The organism is Mesorhizobium sp. P2_C4, from assembly GCF_056404575.1.
The window spans coordinates 434,804-451,566 of record NZ_JBFUDT010000001.1; the positions used below are offsets into that span (position 1 = coordinate 434,804).

The following is a 16,763-nucleotide window of genomic DNA, read 5'->3' on the forward strand; positions in this document are numbered from 1 at the left end:
AACGTGCCTGGGCATTGCAACGTCGGCACGGGGGCTATGACAGACAGCAGTGTAATCCTGCGTCAACTGTGGACTGTCACCAACGGAGCAATCCCGCTGGTTCGCCGGGATTCCGGCCTCTATCTGTTCATCGTCGGCTACACATTGGCCGGACTGGTTTTTCTGCATGCGATCGGCGCGGCCGACCGCAGCGCGTATTCGGTATATTTCGGGCGCTGGATATTGTTGAACTGCGTGATGCCGTCGGCCTTCGCCATTCTTGTCGATGTGAGCCTGCTCATGCACCGCTTCGATGGCAGGCGCCGTCTGGCGGCGAAACATGTGTTTTCGACATCGCGGCTGGCATACTCGCTCTCGGGTCTATGCCTCATGATGGCGCTCATGATCTTTCAGGGCACATTCACCTCGGTGAAAAACGGCATGCCGGTCTGGCAGGATGGCTTTTCATTCGACGTGACACATGCCGACATCGACGCATTCCTGCATTTCGGCGCCGATCCGTGGCGCTGGCTCTACATGGTCGCTAAGAACGATTTCGTGCGGATTGCCGTCGAGTGGAATTACAACGTTTTGTGGTTCGCCCTCAATTTCGGTGCCTTGTTCTTCATCGTGACATCGCCCCTGACGGCGTCGGTTCGAACACGCTATGTCGCCTGCTTCATGGTGGTCTGGGTTGTCGTCGGTAACATCCTGGCTGGGCTGTTCCTGTCAGCCGGTCCGGCATTCTACGGTGCGGTCACGGGCGACACGGCACGATTTGGCGAACAGATGGCATTCCTGGCCCACGGCGCCGGATTCCCCAACTCCGCCGTTTCCTATCAGCAATATTTGTGGACGCTCCATGAAGCCAGGCAGACGGGTTTCGGCTCAGGCATTTCGGCCTTTCCCAGCGTGCATGTCGGCTTGGCGATGCTCAACGCCCTTTTCGTGCGGGAGTACAGTCGCCGTCTTGGCGCAGTAGCGTTCGTCTATGTGGCCTTTGTCGCCGTCAGTTCGGTGTATCTGGCCTGGCACTATGCGATCGACGGCTATGCCGCCGCCGCTGTCGCGATCGTGGTCTATGTCGTTGCGCGTAAGCTCATCCCCGCGGATCGGCCCTATTTGCGGCTGCGGACGCAGGACGAGCAGTCGACCGGTATCTTGAACCGCCCAGAGGCCGCCGTCACAGCTTCCTGAGCGCCACTTCCTCGATCAGGTGATTGGCGCCCTTGCGCAGGATGAGATCGGCCCGCGCCCGTGTCGGCACGATGTTCTCGCGCAGATTCTTCAGATTGATGTTGGCCCACAACCCTTCGGCGATGGCGCGTGCCGCGCTTTCCGAAAGCTGCGAATAGCGGTGGAAGAAGGAGTCCGGATTGCGGAAGGCGGTCTCGCGCAGCCGCATGAAGCGGGCGATGTACCAGTGGTGGATCAGCTTCTCGTCGGCATCGATATAGATGGCGAAGTCGAAGAAGTCCGACAGGAACGGCACGATCTTGCCGTCCTTCGGCAATTTGCCCGGCTGCAGCACGTTGATGCCTTCGAAGATCAATATGTCCGGCCGGTCGATGGTGACGAACTCGCCGGGGATGACGTCATAGGTCAAATGCGAATAGACCGGCGCACGGACATTGCGCTGCGCCGATTTGATGCCCGACAGGAAACGCAGCAGCGCACCGACATCGTAGCTGTCGGGAAAGCCCTTGCGCTCCATCAGGTTTTCGCGGCGCAGAACCTCGTTGGGCAGCAGGAAACCGTCTGTGGTGATGAGGTCGACCTTGGGGCTCGACGGCCAGCGCGCGAGAAGCTCTTTCAGCACGCGCGCCGTGGTCGACTTGCCGACGGCGACCGAACCGGCAATGCCGATGATGAATGGCGTCTTGACCACATCCAGCGCGTTGAAGAAGACCTGACGCTGGCGGAACAAAAGCTGGCTCGACTCGACATGCGCCGACAACAGCCGCGACAGCGAAAGGTAGATGCGCTTGACCTCTTCGAGATCGACCGGGTCGTTCAGCGAACGCAGCCGGTTGATTTCATCCTCGCCGAGCGTCAGCGGCGTGTCGGCGCGGAACTGCGACCATTGTTCGGCCGAGAAGAAACGAAAGGGTGAATATTTCTCGGTGGGAGCGAGCTGGTCCATCGAGTTTCCTGCCCTCCTCACCGGTCAGCGTCTCAGGACCGAGACGCCTTTTCTGCGATGCCCGAGCGCCCGGTGCGGGTTTCGAGCTCCTTGAGCACGTCGCTCAGCGGAATGTCGGCGATGCCGAGAACGACGAGCCAATGATACAGAAGATCGGCACTTTCCGAAACGAGAGCTTTCTTGTCGCCCTTGACGGCGGCGATGACGGCCTCGACCGCCTCTTCGCCGAGTTTCTGCGCCGCCTTGTCCATGCCGCGCGCGAACAGCTTTGCCGTCCACGAGTCCGGATCGCCGGACTGCGCGCGTTCGCGGATGGTTTTCTCCAGATCAGACAGCGAAAACTCAGCCATGACGCAGCCTACAGCCTTTGTGGTTTGGAATGAAACGGCGAGTCCAGGCGCATCGGCAGCCCGGCAAGCGCCATATGCGCCTTGGCTTGCGCGATCGTATAGGTACCGAAATGGAAGATCGAGGCCGCCAGCACCGCCCCGGCATGGCCGTCGCGAATGCCTTCCACCATGTGGTCGAGCGTGCCGACGCCGCCCGACGCGATGACCGGCGCACGCACCGCGTCGGCGATGGTGCGGGTCAGCGCGATGTCGTAGCCGGCCTTGGTGCCGTCGCGGTCCATCGACGTCAACAGGATCTCGCCGGCGCCGAGATCGACCATCTGCCGCGCAAACTCGACCGCGTCGATGCCGGTCTTTTCGCGGCCGCCATGGGTAAATATCTCCCAGCGGTCGGCCTCACCGGGCGCCGACACCTTCTTGGCGTCGATGGCGACGACGATGCACTGGTTGCCGAATTTGTCCGCCGCCTCGGCGACGAAATCCGGGTTTTTCACCGCTGCCGTGTTGATCGACACCTTGTCGGCGCCGGCCAGAAGCAGCTTTCTTATGTCGGCGACCTGGCGCACGCCGCCGCCGACGGTCAGGGGCATGAAGCATTGTTCGGCGGTGCGCGCGATGACGTCGAAGATCGTCTCGCGATTGTCGGACGAGGCGGTGATGTCGAGAAAGCAGAGCTCGTCGGCGCCGGCCGCGTCATAGGCCTTGGCCGCCTCGACCGGATCGCCGGCGTCGACCAGGTCGACGAAATTGACGCCCTTGACGACGCGGCCGTTCTTGACGTCGAGACAAGGGATGACGCGGGCTTTCAGCATCAGCTTTTCTCCACCGTAGCCAGCAGATCGGTCAGCAATTGGCCGACCAGCGGCGGAACATCGCCTTGCGCGTCGAACGCCGGATCGTAGGCAGAGATGGTGATGCCGACGATCGGCAGCAAGCCGGCCATGCCGCAAACCGCCTGGCGCAACTGTGCCGGTCGCGGCCCGCCCGAATGCGTATAACGATTGGCCTGCAATTCGTTGGGGTCATGGACATCCAGGTCGAGATGCATATGCGTCCGCTTGACGCCGGTGGCCTTCAGTCTTCCGGCCGCCTTTGCCCCGTCCGGGCATTCCGTTCGAATGACCGGCAATGTCTCCAGCAGCAGCTTTTCCGCCGGATCGAGGTCGCGGGCGTTGACCAGCACGCAGCGGGACGGATCGATCGCATGAAAGCCGGGAATGGCTTTCGCCATCGGCCGCCAGCAGAGCCCCAGAACCGTCGCCAACGCCATGCCGTCGAGAAAGCCGTAAACGGATGTCTCGGGCGTGTTGAGGTCGCCATGCTGGTCGGCCCAGATGATCGAATCGGCGTCCCCGCCTGCGACCGCGCCGGCTGATGTCAGGCAATTGCCGGCGAGCACAATGGGAAACCGGCCGCGGTCGCGAGCAATGCGCACCTCGCCGGAGACGGCGTTGCAGACGGCAAAGCCTGTTGCGATCTCGCGTTCCTGCTCATCTCCGACCTTGCCAATGTCCTCGACGGCAACGTCGTGGCCGGCCAGCGTCAGGGCTTCGACCAGCCCGCCGGATATCAACGCGTCCGGTCCCTGGCCCATGCCGCCGTGATAGTGACCGCTGTCATAGGAGGCCAGGATGATCGAGACTTTCACGGTCTCGCCTCCGCCATCGGTTTGCCGCGCAGGATTGCCAGGGCCTCAGTCGGGTCGATGCGCCCGTCATAGAGCGCGCGGCCGGAGATCGCACCTTCGAGCTTTTGTGCATCGGGCATGGTCATGCGCACGATGTCGGCGATCGAGGCCAGGCCGCCCGAGGCGATGACCGGGATCGACACCGCTTCGGCGAGGCTGATCGTGGCATCCCAGTTGATGCCGGTCAGCACGCCGTCGCGGTCGATGTCGGTGTAGATGATGGCAGCCACACCGGCGCCCTCGAATTTCTTTGCCAGTTCGATGACGCCGAGGCTGGAGGCCTCGGCCCAACCCTCGACCGCGACCTTGCCGCCCTTGGCGTCGATGCCGACGGCGATCTTGCCCGGGAATTCCTTGCAGGCCTGGCGAACCAGATCGGGATCGCGCACCGCCACCGTGCCGAGGATGACGCGGGCGAGCCCGCGATCGAGCCAGTCCTCGATCTGTTCAAGTGTGCGGATGCCGCCGCCAAGCTGCACCGGGTTCTTCGTCGCCTTGAGGATGGCGCCGACCGCCGCGCTGTTGACGCTCTGGCCTTTGAAGGCGCCGTTGAGGTCGACGACATGCAGCCACTCGAATCCCTGGCTTTCGAAGGCTCTGGCCTGGGCTGCCGGATCGTCATTATAGATCGTCGCGGTCGCCATATCGCCGTGCTTCAGCCGCACGCACTGGCCGTCCTTGAGGTCTATGGCTGGAAACAGGATCACCGCTCAAGCCCCTTCCACAATGGCGAAATGCGACGTCGAATAAAGCCGCCGGAGTTTCAGCGCCGCCTGGTATTCGGGGGAATGGAAGCAGGCGAGTGCGACCGCGTAGCTCTCGAACTCGATGATGATGTGGCGACTGCCGGACGGCCCTTCCGGGCTCGACGACTGGCCGCCACGGGTCAGGAATTTTGCGCCGTACTTGTCGAAAGCCGCTTTGTTGGCGGCGATGTACAGCGGATAGTTTTCCGGATCGGTCACCTCGATCATCGCCATCCAGTAGCCCTTCTTGCTCATGGCTTCCACCGCAGGAAATTGGTGATGAGGGCAAGACCCAGCGCCTGGCTCTTTTCGGGATGGAACTGCGTGCCGACCAGGTTGTCGCGGGCGACGGTTGCCGTCACCGGGCCGCCATAGTCGGCGACAGCCAGCACTTCGGCCGGTTTCGTTGCATCGAGGTGGTAGGAATGCACGAAATAGGCGTGCAGCCCCTTGGGTCCGGTAAGAATGCCGGAAAATAGCGGATGCTTGCGCTCCAGGTCGATCGTGTTCCAGCCGATCTGCGGAATCTTCAGCGCCGCGTCAGTCGGCGTGATCTCCTTGACGTCGCCGGCGATCCAGCCAAAGCCTTTGGTAATGGTCTTTTCCAGGCCGCGTTCCGACATCAGCTGCATACCGACGCAGATGCCGAGGAACGGCCGCCCCTTGGCGATGGCGACCTCCTCCACCGCTTCCCACATGCCGGCGACGGCACGCAAGCCCGCCGCGCAATCGGCATAGGCGCCGACGCCGGGCAACACGATGCGATCGGCGGTGCGTACTCGTTCGGCATCGGCGGTCAGCTCGATCGCCGCGGCGATGCCGGCTTCATGCGCGGCGCGCTCGAAGGCCTTGGTGGCCGAGCGCAGATTGCCCGAACCGTAGTCGATGATGGCAACACGCATCTCAGGTCTTTCCCGGAATGTGGGTCAGCCCCAGCACCATGCCCATCTGCGCCGGGCGCGCCTGGGCGGCGTCCGGAACGATGCGATGCACCGGCGCGCCTTCATCTGACGGTGCCTCGGTTTCCAGCGCATAGCGGGTGTCGGCATCGTCGATCCCATCGGCCTCGACGACGCCCCATTGCTGCCAGCCGCGGCGGCGAAGTGCTGCAATCCGCAAACCCTGCCCCTCCAGCCCGACATAGAGCGAGACCAGCAGCGAGAGAGCCGAGCCGGCCCATTCGAGACCCAGTTTCTCGCCAAGCATCGACAGCGCGGCCATGGCGACAAAGGCCAGCGCCGCCTCGACCCACAGCCGGTGCCAGGCGAGCCATAGCGGCGTCACCAGGAAGCCGAGCCAGGAAAAGCCGTCGCGGACAAAGGTCGTATCTGCCTTTTCGCTGCGGCCCGGCGGCTCCATCACGACATAGATGGCCATGGTGCTATCCCTTCAGCGATCCCTTGGTGGAGGGCACCGCGTCCGGCTGGCGCGGGTCGGGTTCAAGGGCAGCGCGCAGCGCCCGTGCCACCGCCTTGAAGCAGGTCTCGGCGATATGGTGGTTGTTGGCGCCATAGTGATTGGTCACATGCAATGTGATGCCGGCATTCTGCGCCAGCGCCTGGAAGAATTCGCGCACCAGTTCGGTGTCGAAGGTGCCGATCTTCGGCGACGAGAAGGCAACATTCCACACCAGGAAAGGGCGGCCGGAGACATCGATCGCCGCCCGCGTCAGCGTCTCGTCCATGGCCAGATCGATCGAGGCATAGCGCATGATGCCGCGTCGTTCGCCCAGCGCCTTGCTGAGCGCCTGACCAAGCGCGATGCCGGTGTCCTCGACCGTGTGGTGGTCGTCTATGTGCAGGTCGCCCTTGGCCTTGACCGTCATGTCGATCAGCGAATGGCGCGACAGCTGGTCCAGCATGTGGTCGAAGAAGCCGATATCAGTCGCAATGTCTGACTTGCCCGAGCCGTCGACATGGACCGATACCGAGATATCGGTTTCCTTGGTCTTGCGGCTTGCTTGCGCGGAACGGGTCGGCATGACCTTGTCCTTGTCCCAGGGTTTACAGGCTTTCCAGCCTTCACGTGCTTGAAAACGAGAGCCTTCTAGCAGCATGATCCAGCGATTGCCAGTTGCCATGCCAAGCGGTATCGAGCCCGGCGTCGAGGCCGGTTTGCAATCGCTCGACCTATGCATACATATGGCCGATCAAGTCACTCGTAACGCGCCAATCGCCTTTTGGGATGGTGCTGCTCGGAGCCCAGGAAATGTCGAATGAACTGACCATGCACGCCACGACCATCGTGACGGTGCGCAAGGGCAACAAGGTGGTGATCGCCGGCGACGGCCAGGTCAGCCTTGGCCAGACCATCATGAAAGGCAATGCACGCAAGGTGCGCCGCATCGGCAAGGGCGGCAATGTCATTGCCGGTTTCGCCGGCGCCACCGCCGACGCCTTCACTCTGCTGGAACGACTGGAAGCCAAGCTCGAACAATATCCCGACCAGCTGACGCGCGCTTGTGTCGAGCTCGCCAAGGATTGGCGCACCGACCGCTATCTGCGCCGTCTCGAAGCCATGATGCTGGTGGCCGACAAGTCGGTTTCGCTGGCGCTGACCGGCAATGGCGACGTGCTCGAGCCCGAACATGGCGTCATGGCCATCGGCTCCGGCGGCAATTATGCGCTGGCCGCGGCGCGCGCGCTGATGGACAGCGACAAGGATGCCGAGGAGATCGCCCGCAAGGCGATGCAGATCGCGTCCGACATCTGCGTCTACACCAACAACAATTTCGTCATCGAAACGCTCGATGCCGGCTGAGGCAGTCGTGCCCTACGATTTTCGGCCGGTGACGGAAAAAGACCTGCCGATGATCGCCGGTTGGCTGGCCGAGCCGCATGTCGCGCAGTGGTGGGACGATCCCGAAACGGAAATCGCTGAGATTCGTGAGCATATCGACTCGATTTCCGTCGAACCGCTGATCGTCGAGCTCAACGGCAAGCCGATCGCCTATCTGCAGAGCTATGACCCGCATCTGGAGGACGGCCATCCCTATGCCGACCAGCCATTCGGCACGCTCGGCATCGACCTGTCGATCGGCGTGCCGGAGCTTGTCGGGGCCGGACATGGCTCGGCCATTGTCCGGCAATTCGTCGAGCAGCTGTTCGAGGAAGGCGCGCCGCGCGTCATCATCGACCCGCATCCCGACAATGGCCGCGCCATTCGCGCCTATGAGAAAGCCGGCTTTGCCGCCTTTGACACCAGAACAACGGAATACGGGCCGGCCTTGATGATGGCGCGCGACGCGCCGCAGGAGCCCGATTGATCAGCCCCGAAACACTCGACAAGGCAGTCGCGAAAGGTTTGATCTCGCAGACCCTGCGCGATCAGTTGGAGGCTATGGAACGGGCGGTCGCACTCGCCCCCGATGCTAGGCGCGCCGATGACGAGGGTGACGAGGAAAACCTGCGGCTGGTCGGCGGCGGCAACGATCTGTTTGTCACTGTGGGAACCGTTCTGCTCAGCGCCGGCTTCTTCTTTGTCCTCACCACTTTACTTCCGGGCCAGACACTCTGGATCGCTGGCATCCTCGCGGTTTTCACTTGGGGGCTCGCCGAAATTGTCACGCGTCAGCACCGAATGAAACTATCGTCGTCCGTGCTTGCCCTGATTTTCATGGCCGCCATTCTGGTCGCTCTGGCGCTACAAGTGGAGGCCAGCTTCGGCATACGCAAGCCGGAGACTATCTGGCAGCTATTGGCGTTGCGCCAGACGGCGTCCCGGGCCGGATATCTGTTCCTGGGCGGAGGAATAATCGCGGCGGCGATCTATTTCTGGCGCTTTCGCGTCCCCATTCTTGCTGGAGCTATCGCCATCGCTTTCACGCTGCTTGCGTTCCTGCAGACGGCGATAATCCTATATGACAGTGTGACAACGGGCGCGATTGCGCCGCCACGCCTTGAGGATGTTCCCGAATTGCTCCGCGCGGCACTCTACATGCCGCTGATCTGCGGCTTGATCGTGTTCGCAACGGGTGTAGCTTTTGACATTTACGATAGGGATCGACGCAAAATCTGGTCCGATTGCGCTTTCTGGCTGCATGTCGTCTCGGCGCCTATGCTGGTGCATCCGCTCTTTATCATGGCAACCGGCCAGAACGTCGTATTCGGACATATCGCGCCGGACGCCAATGCAACCGTCATGCTGACGATCCTGATCCTTGGCTTCCTCTATGTCGCGCTCGCCATAGACCGCCGTTCGCTTCTGGTTCCTACATTGGCTTACTTCGGCTCGCTGGGCATCTATTATCTGGTGAGTTCCGCCTCCGATTCGACGGGCATCCCGCCTTTTGCCTTGATCCTGGTCGTTGTCGGCGCGCTGATTATTCTGTTCGGGGCTGGCTGGCAGCGTATCCGGCGGATTGTCGTCGAACCCACTTTGCCGGCAGCCATGATCCGCCGGCTACCGCCGCTGAAAGCGTGACGGGCTTTGTGATGATCGAGACGGCGACGCGGAAGAGAGGCAATAGGGCATGAACGCATCGGGCGACGATAAAAGCTATTCGGCCTATGAAGACACGTGGCGGATGGGGCTGCTGCTCGTCCTCGCGTTGATCATCTTCCAGGCAGGCGCCCTCTACGGCATGGGGCGAACACCGATCTGCACCTGCGGCTACGTCAAACTCTGGCACGGTGTCGTGCAGAGTTCCGAGAATTCCCAGCACATTTCAGACTGGTACACCTTCTCGCACATCATCCACGGCTTCCTGTTCTACGCCCTGGCAAGGTTCCTGTTCCCACGCTCGCCGATTGGACTCAGGCTGGCCTTCGCCGTCCTCATCGAGGGCGGCTGGGAACTGCTCGAGAACAGCCCGTTCATCATCGACCGCTACCGCGCCGGCACCATCTCGCTCGACTACTACGGCGACTCGATCATCAATTCCGTGTCCGACACACTGGCCATGGTGCTGGGATTTGTGATGGCGCGAAGGCTACCTATATGGGTGATCGTCAGCCTCGCCATCCTCTTCGAACTGGGTACCGGCTATCTCATCCGGGACAATCTGACACTCAACGTGATCATGCTGCTGCATCCGTTCGAGGCCATCAAGCAGTGGCAAAGTGGAATTTAGTGACATGACGACATTTTCTCCCCGCGAAATCGTTTCGGAGCTCGATCGCTTCATCATCGGCCAGAAGGACGCCAAGCGCGCCGTGGCCATCGCCTTGCGCAACCGCTGGCGCCGCCAGCAGCTCGAAGGCCAGATGCGTGAAGAGGTGATGCCGAAGAACATCCTGATGATCGGACCGACCGGCGTCGGCAAGACCGAGATTTCGCGCCGCCTGGCACGCCTGGCCGGTGCGCCTTTCGTCAAGGTCGAGGCGACCAAGTTCACCGAGGTCGGCTATGTCGGCCGCGATGTCGAGCAGATCATCCGCGACCTGGTCGAGATCGCCATCGGGCTGGTGCGCGAGAAGATGCGCGAGGACGTCAAGGCGCGCGCCCACATCAATGCCGAGGAACGGGTGCTGGAAGCGCTTGTCGGCAAAACGGCGAGCCCGGCCACCCGCGATAGCTTCCGCAAGAAATTGCGCGACGGCGAGCTCGACGACAAGGAGATCGAGGTCGAAGTGGCCGACACCGGCACTGGCGGCATGCCCGGCTTCGAGATCCCCGGCATGCCGGGCGCCAATATCGGCGTGCTCAACATCAACGACATGCTGTCGAAGGCGATGGGTGGCAAGAAGACCAAGACCCGCAAGACGACGGTGAAGGAATCCTACGCGCTTCTGGTCAACGACGAGTCCGACAAGCTGCTCGACCAGGACGAGGTGGTGCGCCGGGCGCTCGATGCGACGGAAAATGACGGCATCGTCTTCCTCGACGAGATCGACAAGATCGCCTCGCGGGAAGGCGGCATGGGCGCCGGCGTTTCGCGCGAAGGCGTGCAGCGCGACCTGCTGCCGCTGATCGAAGGCACGACGGTGGCGACCAAGTATGGTCCGCTGAAGACCGACCACATCCTGTTCATCGCCTCCGGGGCCTTCCATGTCTCGAAGCCGTCCGACCTGTTGCCGGAACTGCAGGGCCGCCTGCCGATCCGCGTCGAGTTGCGGGCGCTGGAGAAGGACGATTTCGTCCGCATCCTGACCGAGACCGAGGCCAGCCTGATCAAGCAGTATATCGCGCTGATGAAGACCGAGGGCGTCGACCTGACCTTCACCGACGATGCCATCGATTCGCTGGCCGGCATCGCCGTCGATCTCAACGCCAGCGTCGAAAACATTGGCGCCAGGCGCCTGCAGACGGTGATGGAGCGGGTGCTGGACGAGATCTCCTATGATGCGCCCGACCGCAACGGCACCTCGGTGACCATCGACGCCGCCTATGTGGAAAAGCATGTCGGCGACCTCTCCAGAAACACAGATTTGTCGCGATTCATCCTTTAAAGGGCAATTCATCTTGTGAAGGGTGGGCCGGGGCGATCCCGGCGCGGGCGGCGGCACACATTGCCGGCAGGATTTGCGAAGGTGTGGCCAAATGGAAGCATCTGGCCAGCTTTCGACCTGCCGGGCCAAGGGGTCTATCGACTCCCCTTGGAGCATTACCTAGTTTGCCCCCCGACTATTTAGGCGGCGGTGCATGAAAAAACTGATCTTCGTCATTCTCGGCTTGGCGCTGGCGACAACCATGCTCGCTGCCCAGGCGGCAACCATGGTGCCGCCGGGAAACCGCAATGTCGAGCAGCCCGACATACCGGGCGCTTCTAGCCGGCGCACCCAGGCCACCAACACCACTTTCCAGGCGAAATACCGCAAGGTCTACGCGCTGCTGGAGAGCGACGCCGAATTGCGCGGCAAGATCAAGCAGGCGGCCTCCGCCTATGGTATCGACCCGATGCACATCGTCGGCGCCATCGTCGGCGAGCATACCTACAATGTCGACGCCTATGACCGGCTGCAGACCTATTACGTCAAGGCGATCTCCTATCTCTCCAGCAAGCTGTCCTTCGCCTATGACGGCGAGGACATCACCGATTTCGTGCAGCGGCCGGAATTCGCCAAATGCGCGGCCAAGTCGGACAGCTACGATCTGTGGGAATGCCGCGAGCAGGTGTGGAACCGCTCTTTCCGCGGCAAGAGCGTCGGCGGCGAGAGCTTCCCCAATGACCGCTTCGGCGCCACCTTCTTCCAGCCCTATTACGCCGGCCAGACCTTTGGCCTCGGCCAGCTCAATCCGCTGACGGCGCTGCAGATGAGCGATCTCGTGCACAAGGTGTCCGGCCTGCCGAAGCTCGACGTCAGCGATCCGAACGCCGTTTACAAGACCATCATGGATCCGGACCTGACGCTGCCCTATGTCGCGGCGACGATCAAAAAATCGATCGACGCCTACAAGGGCATTGCCGGCTTCGACATCTCAGGCAACCCCGGCGTCACCTCGACGCTCTACAACATCGGCAATCCCGAACAGCACGCCTATGAGCTGAAGCTCGAGAACGACAGGCGCCGCGCCGCCGGCGAGCCGGTGAAGCTGCCCGAGGAAAATTACTACGGCTGGCTGGTTAACGACAAACTGTCCGAGCTCAAGGCGCTGTTCTAGAGCAATTCCAGGAAAAGTGTGAGCGGTTTTCCGTCCGGAATTGCGTAAAAACAAAGACATAGAGCGGTTCGGCGTTTCTGTGAAACGATGAACTGCTCTAAGCCCTTACGCCGCCAGCAGCGACTTCAGCTTGACGGCCTGCGAGCCGAGCGCCTCCGGCGCCGGCTTCGCCCGCTTGCCGATCAGCATCTCGGCCAGCCTGATGTCGCGGGCAACCGCATTGCCGGGACCGATGCCGCTCGCCGCCACCAGCCTGCCATCCCCAGCCAAATGAAACAGGATGAAGGCGCCGTCGTCGAGATCGCGGCGTACGGTGCTGCGGCCTTCATCCGACAGGCCGGCGATCTGCAGGCTGAGGCCATATTGATCCGACCAGAACCATGGCACCGCAGCGTGCGCCTCATCGGCGCCCAGCATGTTCTTCGCCGCCAGGGCACCTTGCTCCTGCGCATTGCGCCAGGCTTCCAGCCGCACCCGCCTTCCACCATAGACGGCAAGCGGAAACGAACAGCAATCGCCGGCGGCAAAGATGTCCGGATCGCTGCTGCGCAGCTCGCCATCGACCGCGATGCCATTGTCGATCGTCAGTCCCGCCTCCGCGGCAAGTGCGGTCACCGGCACGGCGCCAATGCCGATCACCGCGAGGTCGGCGACGATGTCGCGTCCGCCGGCCAGCGTGATGCGCACCTGCGCACCGTCGTCGGCGATCGCCGCGATGCCGTCACCGCACAGAATGGTGACGCCTTCGGCTTCATGCGCCGCGTGGATCACCTGCGCGATTTCGGCCGGCACGCCACGCATCAGGATGCGCGGGAGCGCCTCGAGGACGGTGACATCGGCGCGCAGTCTGCGCGCTGCTGCGGCGAGCTCGAGGCCGATGAAGCCGCCGCCGACAATCGCGATGCGGTTGCCGGCCCGCAGATGGGCGCGAATGGCCAGCGCGTCGGCAAAAGTCCTGAGATAGACGCAGCGCGACCCAAGGCCTGGCATCGGCAGCTTGCGTGGCGTCGAGCCCGTTGCCAGCAGTAGCTTGTCGTAAGCCAGCACCGAACCGTCCGACAGACGCACGCTGTGCGCGGCGCGGTCGATCGCCACTGCCTGGACCGAATGGATATGCCGGATCGATTTTTCGGCCAGCAACGCCTCGCTGGCGATCGCCTTGATCTCGGGCGCATCGCTGACCATTGCGTCTTTCGACAGCGGCGGCCGCTCATAGGGCAAATGCGGCTCGTCTCCGACCAGCGTCACCGGCCCGACATAGCCGAGTTCGCGCAGCGTCAGCGCCGCGCGCCCGCCGCATTCGCCGGCGCCGATGATGACCATGCCCTTTGTCATTGCCATCACCCGATCTGGATCAGCACTTTGCCGGCGTCGACCTTGACCGGATAGGTCTTCAGATTGACGCAGACCGGTGCGCCCCTGGCGTCCCCCGTCTTGTAGTTGAAGCGGCCATTGTGCTTGGGGCATTCGATGATGTCGTCCATCACCAGCCCGTCGGCCAGATGCACCTTCTCATGCGTGCACAGCCCATCCGTGGCAAAATAGTCGTCGTCGGGGCTGCGATAGATGGCAAAGGTGCGGCCGCCATGGTCGAACCGCATCACATCCTCTTCGTCGATGTCTCCGGCCGCGCAGGCCTCGACCCAGTCGCTCATTGATCTCTCCCGGTAGAATTTTGGCCCGTCAGCTGCCCCGTTGCGGGCTGCTGTCACTCCGCTGCTTTCGCAGCAGCATGGTCGCTGTGGAATTCGTCACGATAGGGCCTGGCCGTCGGCGGCAGCTCGCGCTTGACGAAATAATCCTCATTGCGCAACTGGCGCAGGAAGGCCGGTATCATCTCGCGGTAGCCGGCCAGGATCGACGGCGTCGGCGCCGGCAGATCGTGCTTGATCAGCTCATGCAGCTTCGGCAGCGCGTGATAGGGCACCATCGGGAACATGTGGTGCTCCACATGGTAGTTCATGTTCCAGTAGATGAAGCGGCTGATAGGGTTCATCAGCACGGTGCGGCTGTTCAGCCGATGGTCGATGACATTGTCGGCAAGGCCGCCATGCTGCAGCAGGCCGGTCAGCACATGGTGCCAGGCACCGTAGAGCCTTGGCAGTCCGACCAGCATCAAAGGCAGGAATGAGCCCGAATAAAGCGCCAGCGCGATGGTTGCGGCGTAGATCGCCGTCCAAATGCGGGCGGCGCGGATCGCCTTCGGCTGCTCCTGCTCAGGGATGAAGGTCTTTTCCGCCGGGCTGATGATGCCGGCGGCGTTGCGTACCATGTCGCTCGTTGCATGCCAGGCGTCGAGCACGCCGACGAACGCCAGCATGACGCGCAGCAGGTCCGGCGGCCGCATGACCGATATCTCCGGGTCGCGGCCGACGATGATGGTGTCGGTGTGGTGCCGTGTATGGCTCCAGCGCCAGGTCACCGGATTGCGCATAATCATGAAGCAGGCGATCTGATAGATCGCATCATTCATCCACTGAGTCCGGAATGCGGTGCCGTGGCCGCATTCGTGCCAGCGTGAATCGGTCGACGAGCCGTAAAGCGTGCCGTAGACGAAGAAAAACGGCACGCACCACCATGTGCCCCAGAACCAGGCGCCGCCTGCAGCGCTGAGGATGAGCGCGCCGAGCCAGATTATGGTGTCGCGGATCGCCGGCTGGTCCGAGCGCTGCATTAGCTCCTTCATCTGCTTGCGCGGAATATCGGTGTGATACCACTCGGCTGCCGACAGCCCGGTCTCGACGGCGAGCTTGGCGTCTCGGCCGATCAGGCTGTAGTCGCGCCGGGACGGTGCTGCGTCCATCACTGCCGTCATCGAGGTTCCTCCATCCGCGCCTTGCGATCAGCCCATAGTGGAAGCTCGGGCGCAATGGCTGGCGTCGGATTTCAAAATAGCGCCAAGCCATGATAGTCTCAATATCACAAAGATAGTTTCTATCATTTCATATCAGAATGAGGTAATCTCAGCCCGCATCTAGTGGAGGATCCATGGCAAAGCGGCCCACCATCACCGATCTGGCACGCATCTCCGGCGTCAGCGTCGCCACCGTCGACCGGGTGCTGAACAACCGGTTGCCGGTGCGCGAGGAAACAGCGCGCCGTGTCTATGAGGCGGCGACCGGCATCGGCTATCACGCCGCCGGGCTGATCAAGCAGCGCATGCGCCAGGAATTGCCGGAATACCGCCTCGGCTTTCTGCTGCTGCGCGGCAATGATGTCTTCTACGGCGATTTCGCGCGGGAACTGGAAGTGGCGGTCGCGCAGTCGCAGCGCTTCCGCGGCGTCGCCACCATCGACTTCGCCCGTTCGCTCGCCGCCGACGAGATCGCCGTCCAGATGCGCAGACTGGCGGCGAAATCCAGGGCCATCGCCGTTGTCGGCCCGGACCATCCGACGCTGACGGCGGCCGTCGAGGCGCTGAAGGCGAGGGGGCAGCCGGTCTTCTCCCTGCTGTCCGACTTTGCCGCCGGCATCCGCGAGGGCTATGTCGGCCTCGACAACCGCAAGGTCGGTCGCACCGCGGCCTGGATGATCGCCAAGGCGGCGCCGAAGCCCGGCAAGGTCGCGCTTTTCGTCGGCAGCCATCGCTTCCATGGTCATGAGCTGCGCGAGATCGGCTTTCGCTCCTTTTTCCGCGAACATGCGCCTGAGTTCACGGTGATGGAAACGCTGGTCAATCTGGAAGCCAATCAGGTGACCCACGATGCGATGATCGATCTTCTGGCGCGCTATCCGGATCTCGCCGGCTGCTACGTCGCCGGCGGCGGCATGGAAGGCGCCGTCTCGGCGCTGCGGGCAGCAAGGCCCCAACACATGCCAGTGGTCGTCTGCAATGAGATCAATGCTGAATCGCGCGCAGCGCTCGCCGACAACATCCTGACCATGGTGATCTCCACGCCGCTAGCCGCACTGTGCCGCGAACTTGTCGGGCTGATGGCGCATGCCATCGAGGCTGGCGCCGCCAACGCGCCGGGCCAGACCTTTCTGCCTTTCGACATCTATCTCCCGGAAAACATTTGACCCCTCGTCGGCGAGAGTCGGCCCCGGAAATGATAGAATCTATCAGAGCGAGCCGAAAATCCGCCATCCGACCGCGGAATCACCCTTGACGTCGCGGCGGAAAATGGAATAAAAATTTCACCAACTGGGTATTTTGGTTCTTTCGTTCCGGAACATCTGTTTCAAACTGAACGCCTGGCGTTCCAATTGCAGGGAAAACGCCAGCCGGAGCTGAACCAGCAATCGGGAGAGATTCCCTGGGAGATCGGGGATTCCGGGTAAATCGGTGCAGCCGGACACCAATGTGTGGAGGAGAA

At 62.4% G+C, this 16,763-nt stretch carries 20 protein-coding genes; 8 read left to right on the forward strand and 12 right to left on the reverse strand.

Going from position 1 to position 16,763, the window contains the following annotated elements:
* Positions 1-36 precede the first annotated feature (36 nt).
* Positions 37-1,176 (forward strand): phosphatase PAP2 family protein, encoded by a 1,140-nt coding sequence (locus AC1DX6_RS02215; RefSeq protein WP_477310785.1) that lies wholly within the window; start codon positions 37-39, stop codon positions 1,174-1,176.
* Here AC1DX6_RS02215 and coaA read toward each other — a convergent pair.
* Genes coaA through hisB form a run of 9 tightly spaced genes read right to left on the reverse strand, consistent with a single transcriptional unit; the run spans position 1,163 to position 6,886 of the window.
* The gene (gene coaA / locus AC1DX6_RS02220) at positions 1,163-2,122 is read right to left on the reverse strand and encodes a type I pantothenate kinase (protein ID WP_477310787.1); all 960 of its coding nucleotides are present in this window, start codon (positions 2,120-2,122) and stop codon (positions 1,163-1,165) included. The two genes, AC1DX6_RS02215 and coaA, sit on opposite strands and share 14 nt — an antisense overlap.
* Positions 2,123-2,154: 32 nt before the next feature.
* Positions 2,155-2,472: a phosphoribosyl-ATP diphosphatase gene (locus tag AC1DX6_RS02225; RefSeq protein ID WP_477310789.1), complete on the reverse strand. Its 318-nt coding sequence runs from the start codon at positions 2,470-2,472 to the stop codon at positions 2,155-2,157.
* Positions 2,473-2,480: 8 nt separating this feature from the next.
* Positions 2,481-3,287 (reverse strand): imidazole glycerol phosphate synthase subunit HisF, encoded by an 807-nt coding sequence (hisF, locus tag AC1DX6_RS02230; RefSeq protein ID WP_477311878.1) that lies wholly within the window; start codon positions 3,285-3,287, stop codon positions 2,481-2,483.
* On the reverse strand, positions 3,284-4,120 hold the full coding sequence (locus AC1DX6_RS02235) for an arginase family protein (protein ID WP_477310791.1): 837 nt from the start codon (positions 4,118-4,120) through the stop codon (positions 3,284-3,286). Before AC1DX6_RS02235 ends, hisF begins: the two co-directional genes overlap by 4 nt.
* Complete coding sequence (gene hisA, locus AC1DX6_RS02240) at positions 4,117-4,866, reverse strand: 1-(5-phosphoribosyl)-5-[(5-phosphoribosylamino)methylideneamino]imidazole-4-carboxamide isomerase (RefSeq protein WP_477310793.1); 750 nt, start codon at positions 4,864-4,866, stop codon at positions 4,117-4,119. The genes AC1DX6_RS02235 and hisA overlap by 4 nt, the downstream gene beginning before the upstream one ends.
* A 3-nt stretch (positions 4,867-4,869) precedes the next feature.
* Positions 4,870-5,160 (reverse strand): DUF1330 domain-containing protein, encoded by a 291-nt coding sequence (locus tag AC1DX6_RS02245; protein WP_477310795.1) that lies wholly within the window; start codon positions 5,158-5,160, stop codon positions 4,870-4,872.
* The gene (hisH, locus tag AC1DX6_RS02250; RefSeq protein WP_477310797.1) at positions 5,157-5,807 is read right to left on the reverse strand and encodes an imidazole glycerol phosphate synthase subunit HisH; all 651 of its coding nucleotides are present in this window, start codon (positions 5,805-5,807) and stop codon (positions 5,157-5,159) included. The genes AC1DX6_RS02245 and hisH overlap by 4 nt, the downstream gene beginning before the upstream one ends.
* Position 5,808: 1 nt before the next feature.
* The gene (locus tag AC1DX6_RS02255; protein WP_477310799.1) at positions 5,809-6,282 is read right to left on the reverse strand and encodes a DUF2628 domain-containing protein; all 474 of its coding nucleotides are present in this window, start codon (positions 6,280-6,282) and stop codon (positions 5,809-5,811) included.
* Positions 6,283-6,286: 4 nt separating this feature from the next.
* Positions 6,287-6,886, reverse strand: coding sequence for an imidazoleglycerol-phosphate dehydratase HisB (gene hisB / locus AC1DX6_RS02260; RefSeq protein ID WP_477310801.1), 600 nt, complete (start codon positions 6,884-6,886; stop codon positions 6,287-6,289).
* 227 nt (positions 6,887-7,113) lie between these two features.
* On the opposite strand from hisB, the gene hslV reads away from it, so the two are divergent.
* From hslV to AC1DX6_RS02290, 6 genes are all read left to right on the forward strand, one after another.
* Positions 7,114-7,665, forward strand: coding sequence for an ATP-dependent protease subunit HslV (gene hslV / locus AC1DX6_RS02265; protein ID WP_477310803.1), 552 nt, complete (start codon positions 7,114-7,116; stop codon positions 7,663-7,665).
* On the forward strand, positions 7,655-8,170 hold the full coding sequence (locus AC1DX6_RS02270) for a GNAT family N-acetyltransferase (protein WP_477310805.1): 516 nt from the start codon (positions 7,655-7,657) through the stop codon (positions 8,168-8,170). Before hslV ends, AC1DX6_RS02270 begins: the two co-directional genes overlap by 11 nt.
* Positions 8,167-9,327: a hypothetical protein gene (locus AC1DX6_RS02275; RefSeq protein WP_477310807.1), complete on the forward strand. Its 1,161-nt coding sequence runs from the start codon at positions 8,167-8,169 to the stop codon at positions 9,325-9,327. The genes AC1DX6_RS02270 and AC1DX6_RS02275 overlap by 4 nt, the downstream gene beginning before the upstream one ends.
* Before the next feature lie 49 nt (positions 9,328-9,376).
* Positions 9,377-9,976 (forward strand): DUF2585 domain-containing protein, encoded by a 600-nt coding sequence (locus tag AC1DX6_RS02280; protein WP_477310809.1) that lies wholly within the window; start codon positions 9,377-9,379, stop codon positions 9,974-9,976.
* Between the two features lie 4 nt (positions 9,977-9,980).
* Positions 9,981-11,294 (forward strand): ATP-dependent protease ATPase subunit HslU, encoded by a 1,314-nt coding sequence (hslU, locus tag AC1DX6_RS02285; protein ID WP_477310811.1) that lies wholly within the window; start codon positions 9,981-9,983, stop codon positions 11,292-11,294.
* A gap of 193 nt (positions 11,295-11,487) precedes the next feature.
* Positions 11,488-12,447 carry a DUF1402 family protein gene (locus tag AC1DX6_RS02290; RefSeq protein WP_477310813.1) on the forward strand — a complete coding sequence of 320 codons (960 nt, stop codon included), beginning with the start codon at positions 11,488-11,490 and terminating at the stop codon, positions 12,445-12,447.
* A 105-nt stretch (positions 12,448-12,552) separates the two neighbouring features.
* Here the strand turns inward: AC1DX6_RS02290 and AC1DX6_RS02295 are convergent, their stop codons facing one another.
* The 3 genes from AC1DX6_RS02295 to AC1DX6_RS02305 are packed head-to-tail and all read right to left on the reverse strand — an operon-like array spanning position 12,553 to position 15,250.
* Entirely contained in the window at positions 12,553-13,788 is a 1,236-nt protein-coding gene (locus tag AC1DX6_RS02295) for an NAD(P)/FAD-dependent oxidoreductase (RefSeq protein ID WP_477310814.1), read from the reverse strand.
* Positions 13,788-14,102, reverse strand: coding sequence for a MocE family 2Fe-2S type ferredoxin (locus AC1DX6_RS02300; protein WP_477240629.1), 315 nt, complete (start codon positions 14,100-14,102; stop codon positions 13,788-13,790). The genes AC1DX6_RS02295 and AC1DX6_RS02300 overlap by 1 nt, the downstream gene beginning before the upstream one ends.
* Before the next feature lie 53 nt (positions 14,103-14,155).
* The gene (locus AC1DX6_RS02305) at positions 14,156-15,250 is read right to left on the reverse strand and encodes a fatty acid desaturase family protein (protein ID WP_477311879.1); all 1,095 of its coding nucleotides are present in this window, start codon (positions 15,248-15,250) and stop codon (positions 14,156-14,158) included.
* A 185-nt stretch (positions 15,251-15,435) separates the two neighbouring features.
* Here AC1DX6_RS02305 and AC1DX6_RS02310 point away from each other — a divergent pair, with 185 nt between their 5' ends.
* Positions 15,436-16,467, forward strand: coding sequence for a LacI family DNA-binding transcriptional regulator (locus AC1DX6_RS02310; protein ID WP_477310816.1), 1,032 nt, complete (start codon positions 15,436-15,438; stop codon positions 16,465-16,467).
* Positions 16,468-16,763 lie beyond the last annotated feature (296 nt).

Coding starts and splice junctions, on each gene's coding strand:
- AC1DX6_RS02215 (WP_477310785.1), top strand. CDS start 37: ATGACAGACAGCAGTGTAATCCTGCGTCAACTGTGGACTGTCACCAAC.
- coaA (WP_477310787.1), bottom strand. CDS start 2,122: ATGGACCAGCTCGCTCCCACCGAGAAATATTCACCCTTTCGTTTCTTC.
- AC1DX6_RS02225 (WP_477310789.1), bottom strand. CDS start 2,472: ATGGCTGAGTTTTCGCTGTCTGATCTGGAGAAAACCATCCGCGAACGC.
- AC1DX6_RS02245 (WP_477310795.1), bottom strand. CDS start 5,160: ATGAGCAAGAAGGGCTACTGGATGGCGATGATCGAGGTGACCGATCCG.
- hisH (WP_477310797.1), bottom strand. CDS start 5,807: ATGCGTGTTGCCATCATCGACTACGGTTCGGGCAATCTGCGCTCGGCC.
- AC1DX6_RS02255 (WP_477310799.1), bottom strand. CDS start 6,282: ATGGCCATCTATGTCGTGATGGAGCCGCCGGGCCGCAGCGAAAAGGCA.
- hisB (WP_477310801.1), bottom strand. CDS start 6,886: ATGCCGACCCGTTCCGCGCAAGCAAGCCGCAAGACCAAGGAAACCGAT.
- hslV (WP_477310803.1), top strand. CDS start 7,114: ATGTCGAATGAACTGACCATGCACGCCACGACCATCGTGACGGTGCGC.
- AC1DX6_RS02270 (WP_477310805.1), top strand. CDS start 7,655: ATGCCGGCTGAGGCAGTCGTGCCCTACGATTTTCGGCCGGTGACGGAA.
- AC1DX6_RS02280 (WP_477310809.1), top strand. CDS start 9,377: ATGAACGCATCGGGCGACGATAAAAGCTATTCGGCCTATGAAGACACG.
- hslU (WP_477310811.1), top strand. CDS start 9,981: ATGACGACATTTTCTCCCCGCGAAATCGTTTCGGAGCTCGATCGCTTC.
- AC1DX6_RS02290 (WP_477310813.1), top strand. CDS start 11,488: ATGAAAAAACTGATCTTCGTCATTCTCGGCTTGGCGCTGGCGACAACC.
- AC1DX6_RS02295 (WP_477310814.1), bottom strand. CDS start 13,788: ATGGCAATGACAAAGGGCATGGTCATCATCGGCGCCGGCGAATGCGGC.
- AC1DX6_RS02300 (WP_477240629.1), bottom strand. CDS start 14,102: ATGAGCGACTGGGTCGAGGCCTGCGCGGCCGGAGACATCGACGAAGAG.
- AC1DX6_RS02305 (WP_477311879.1), bottom strand. CDS start 15,250: ATGGACGCAGCACCGTCCCGGCGCGACTACAGCCTGATCGGCCGAGAC.
- AC1DX6_RS02310 (WP_477310816.1), top strand. CDS start 15,436: ATGGCAAAGCGGCCCACCATCACCGATCTGGCACGCATCTCCGGCGTC.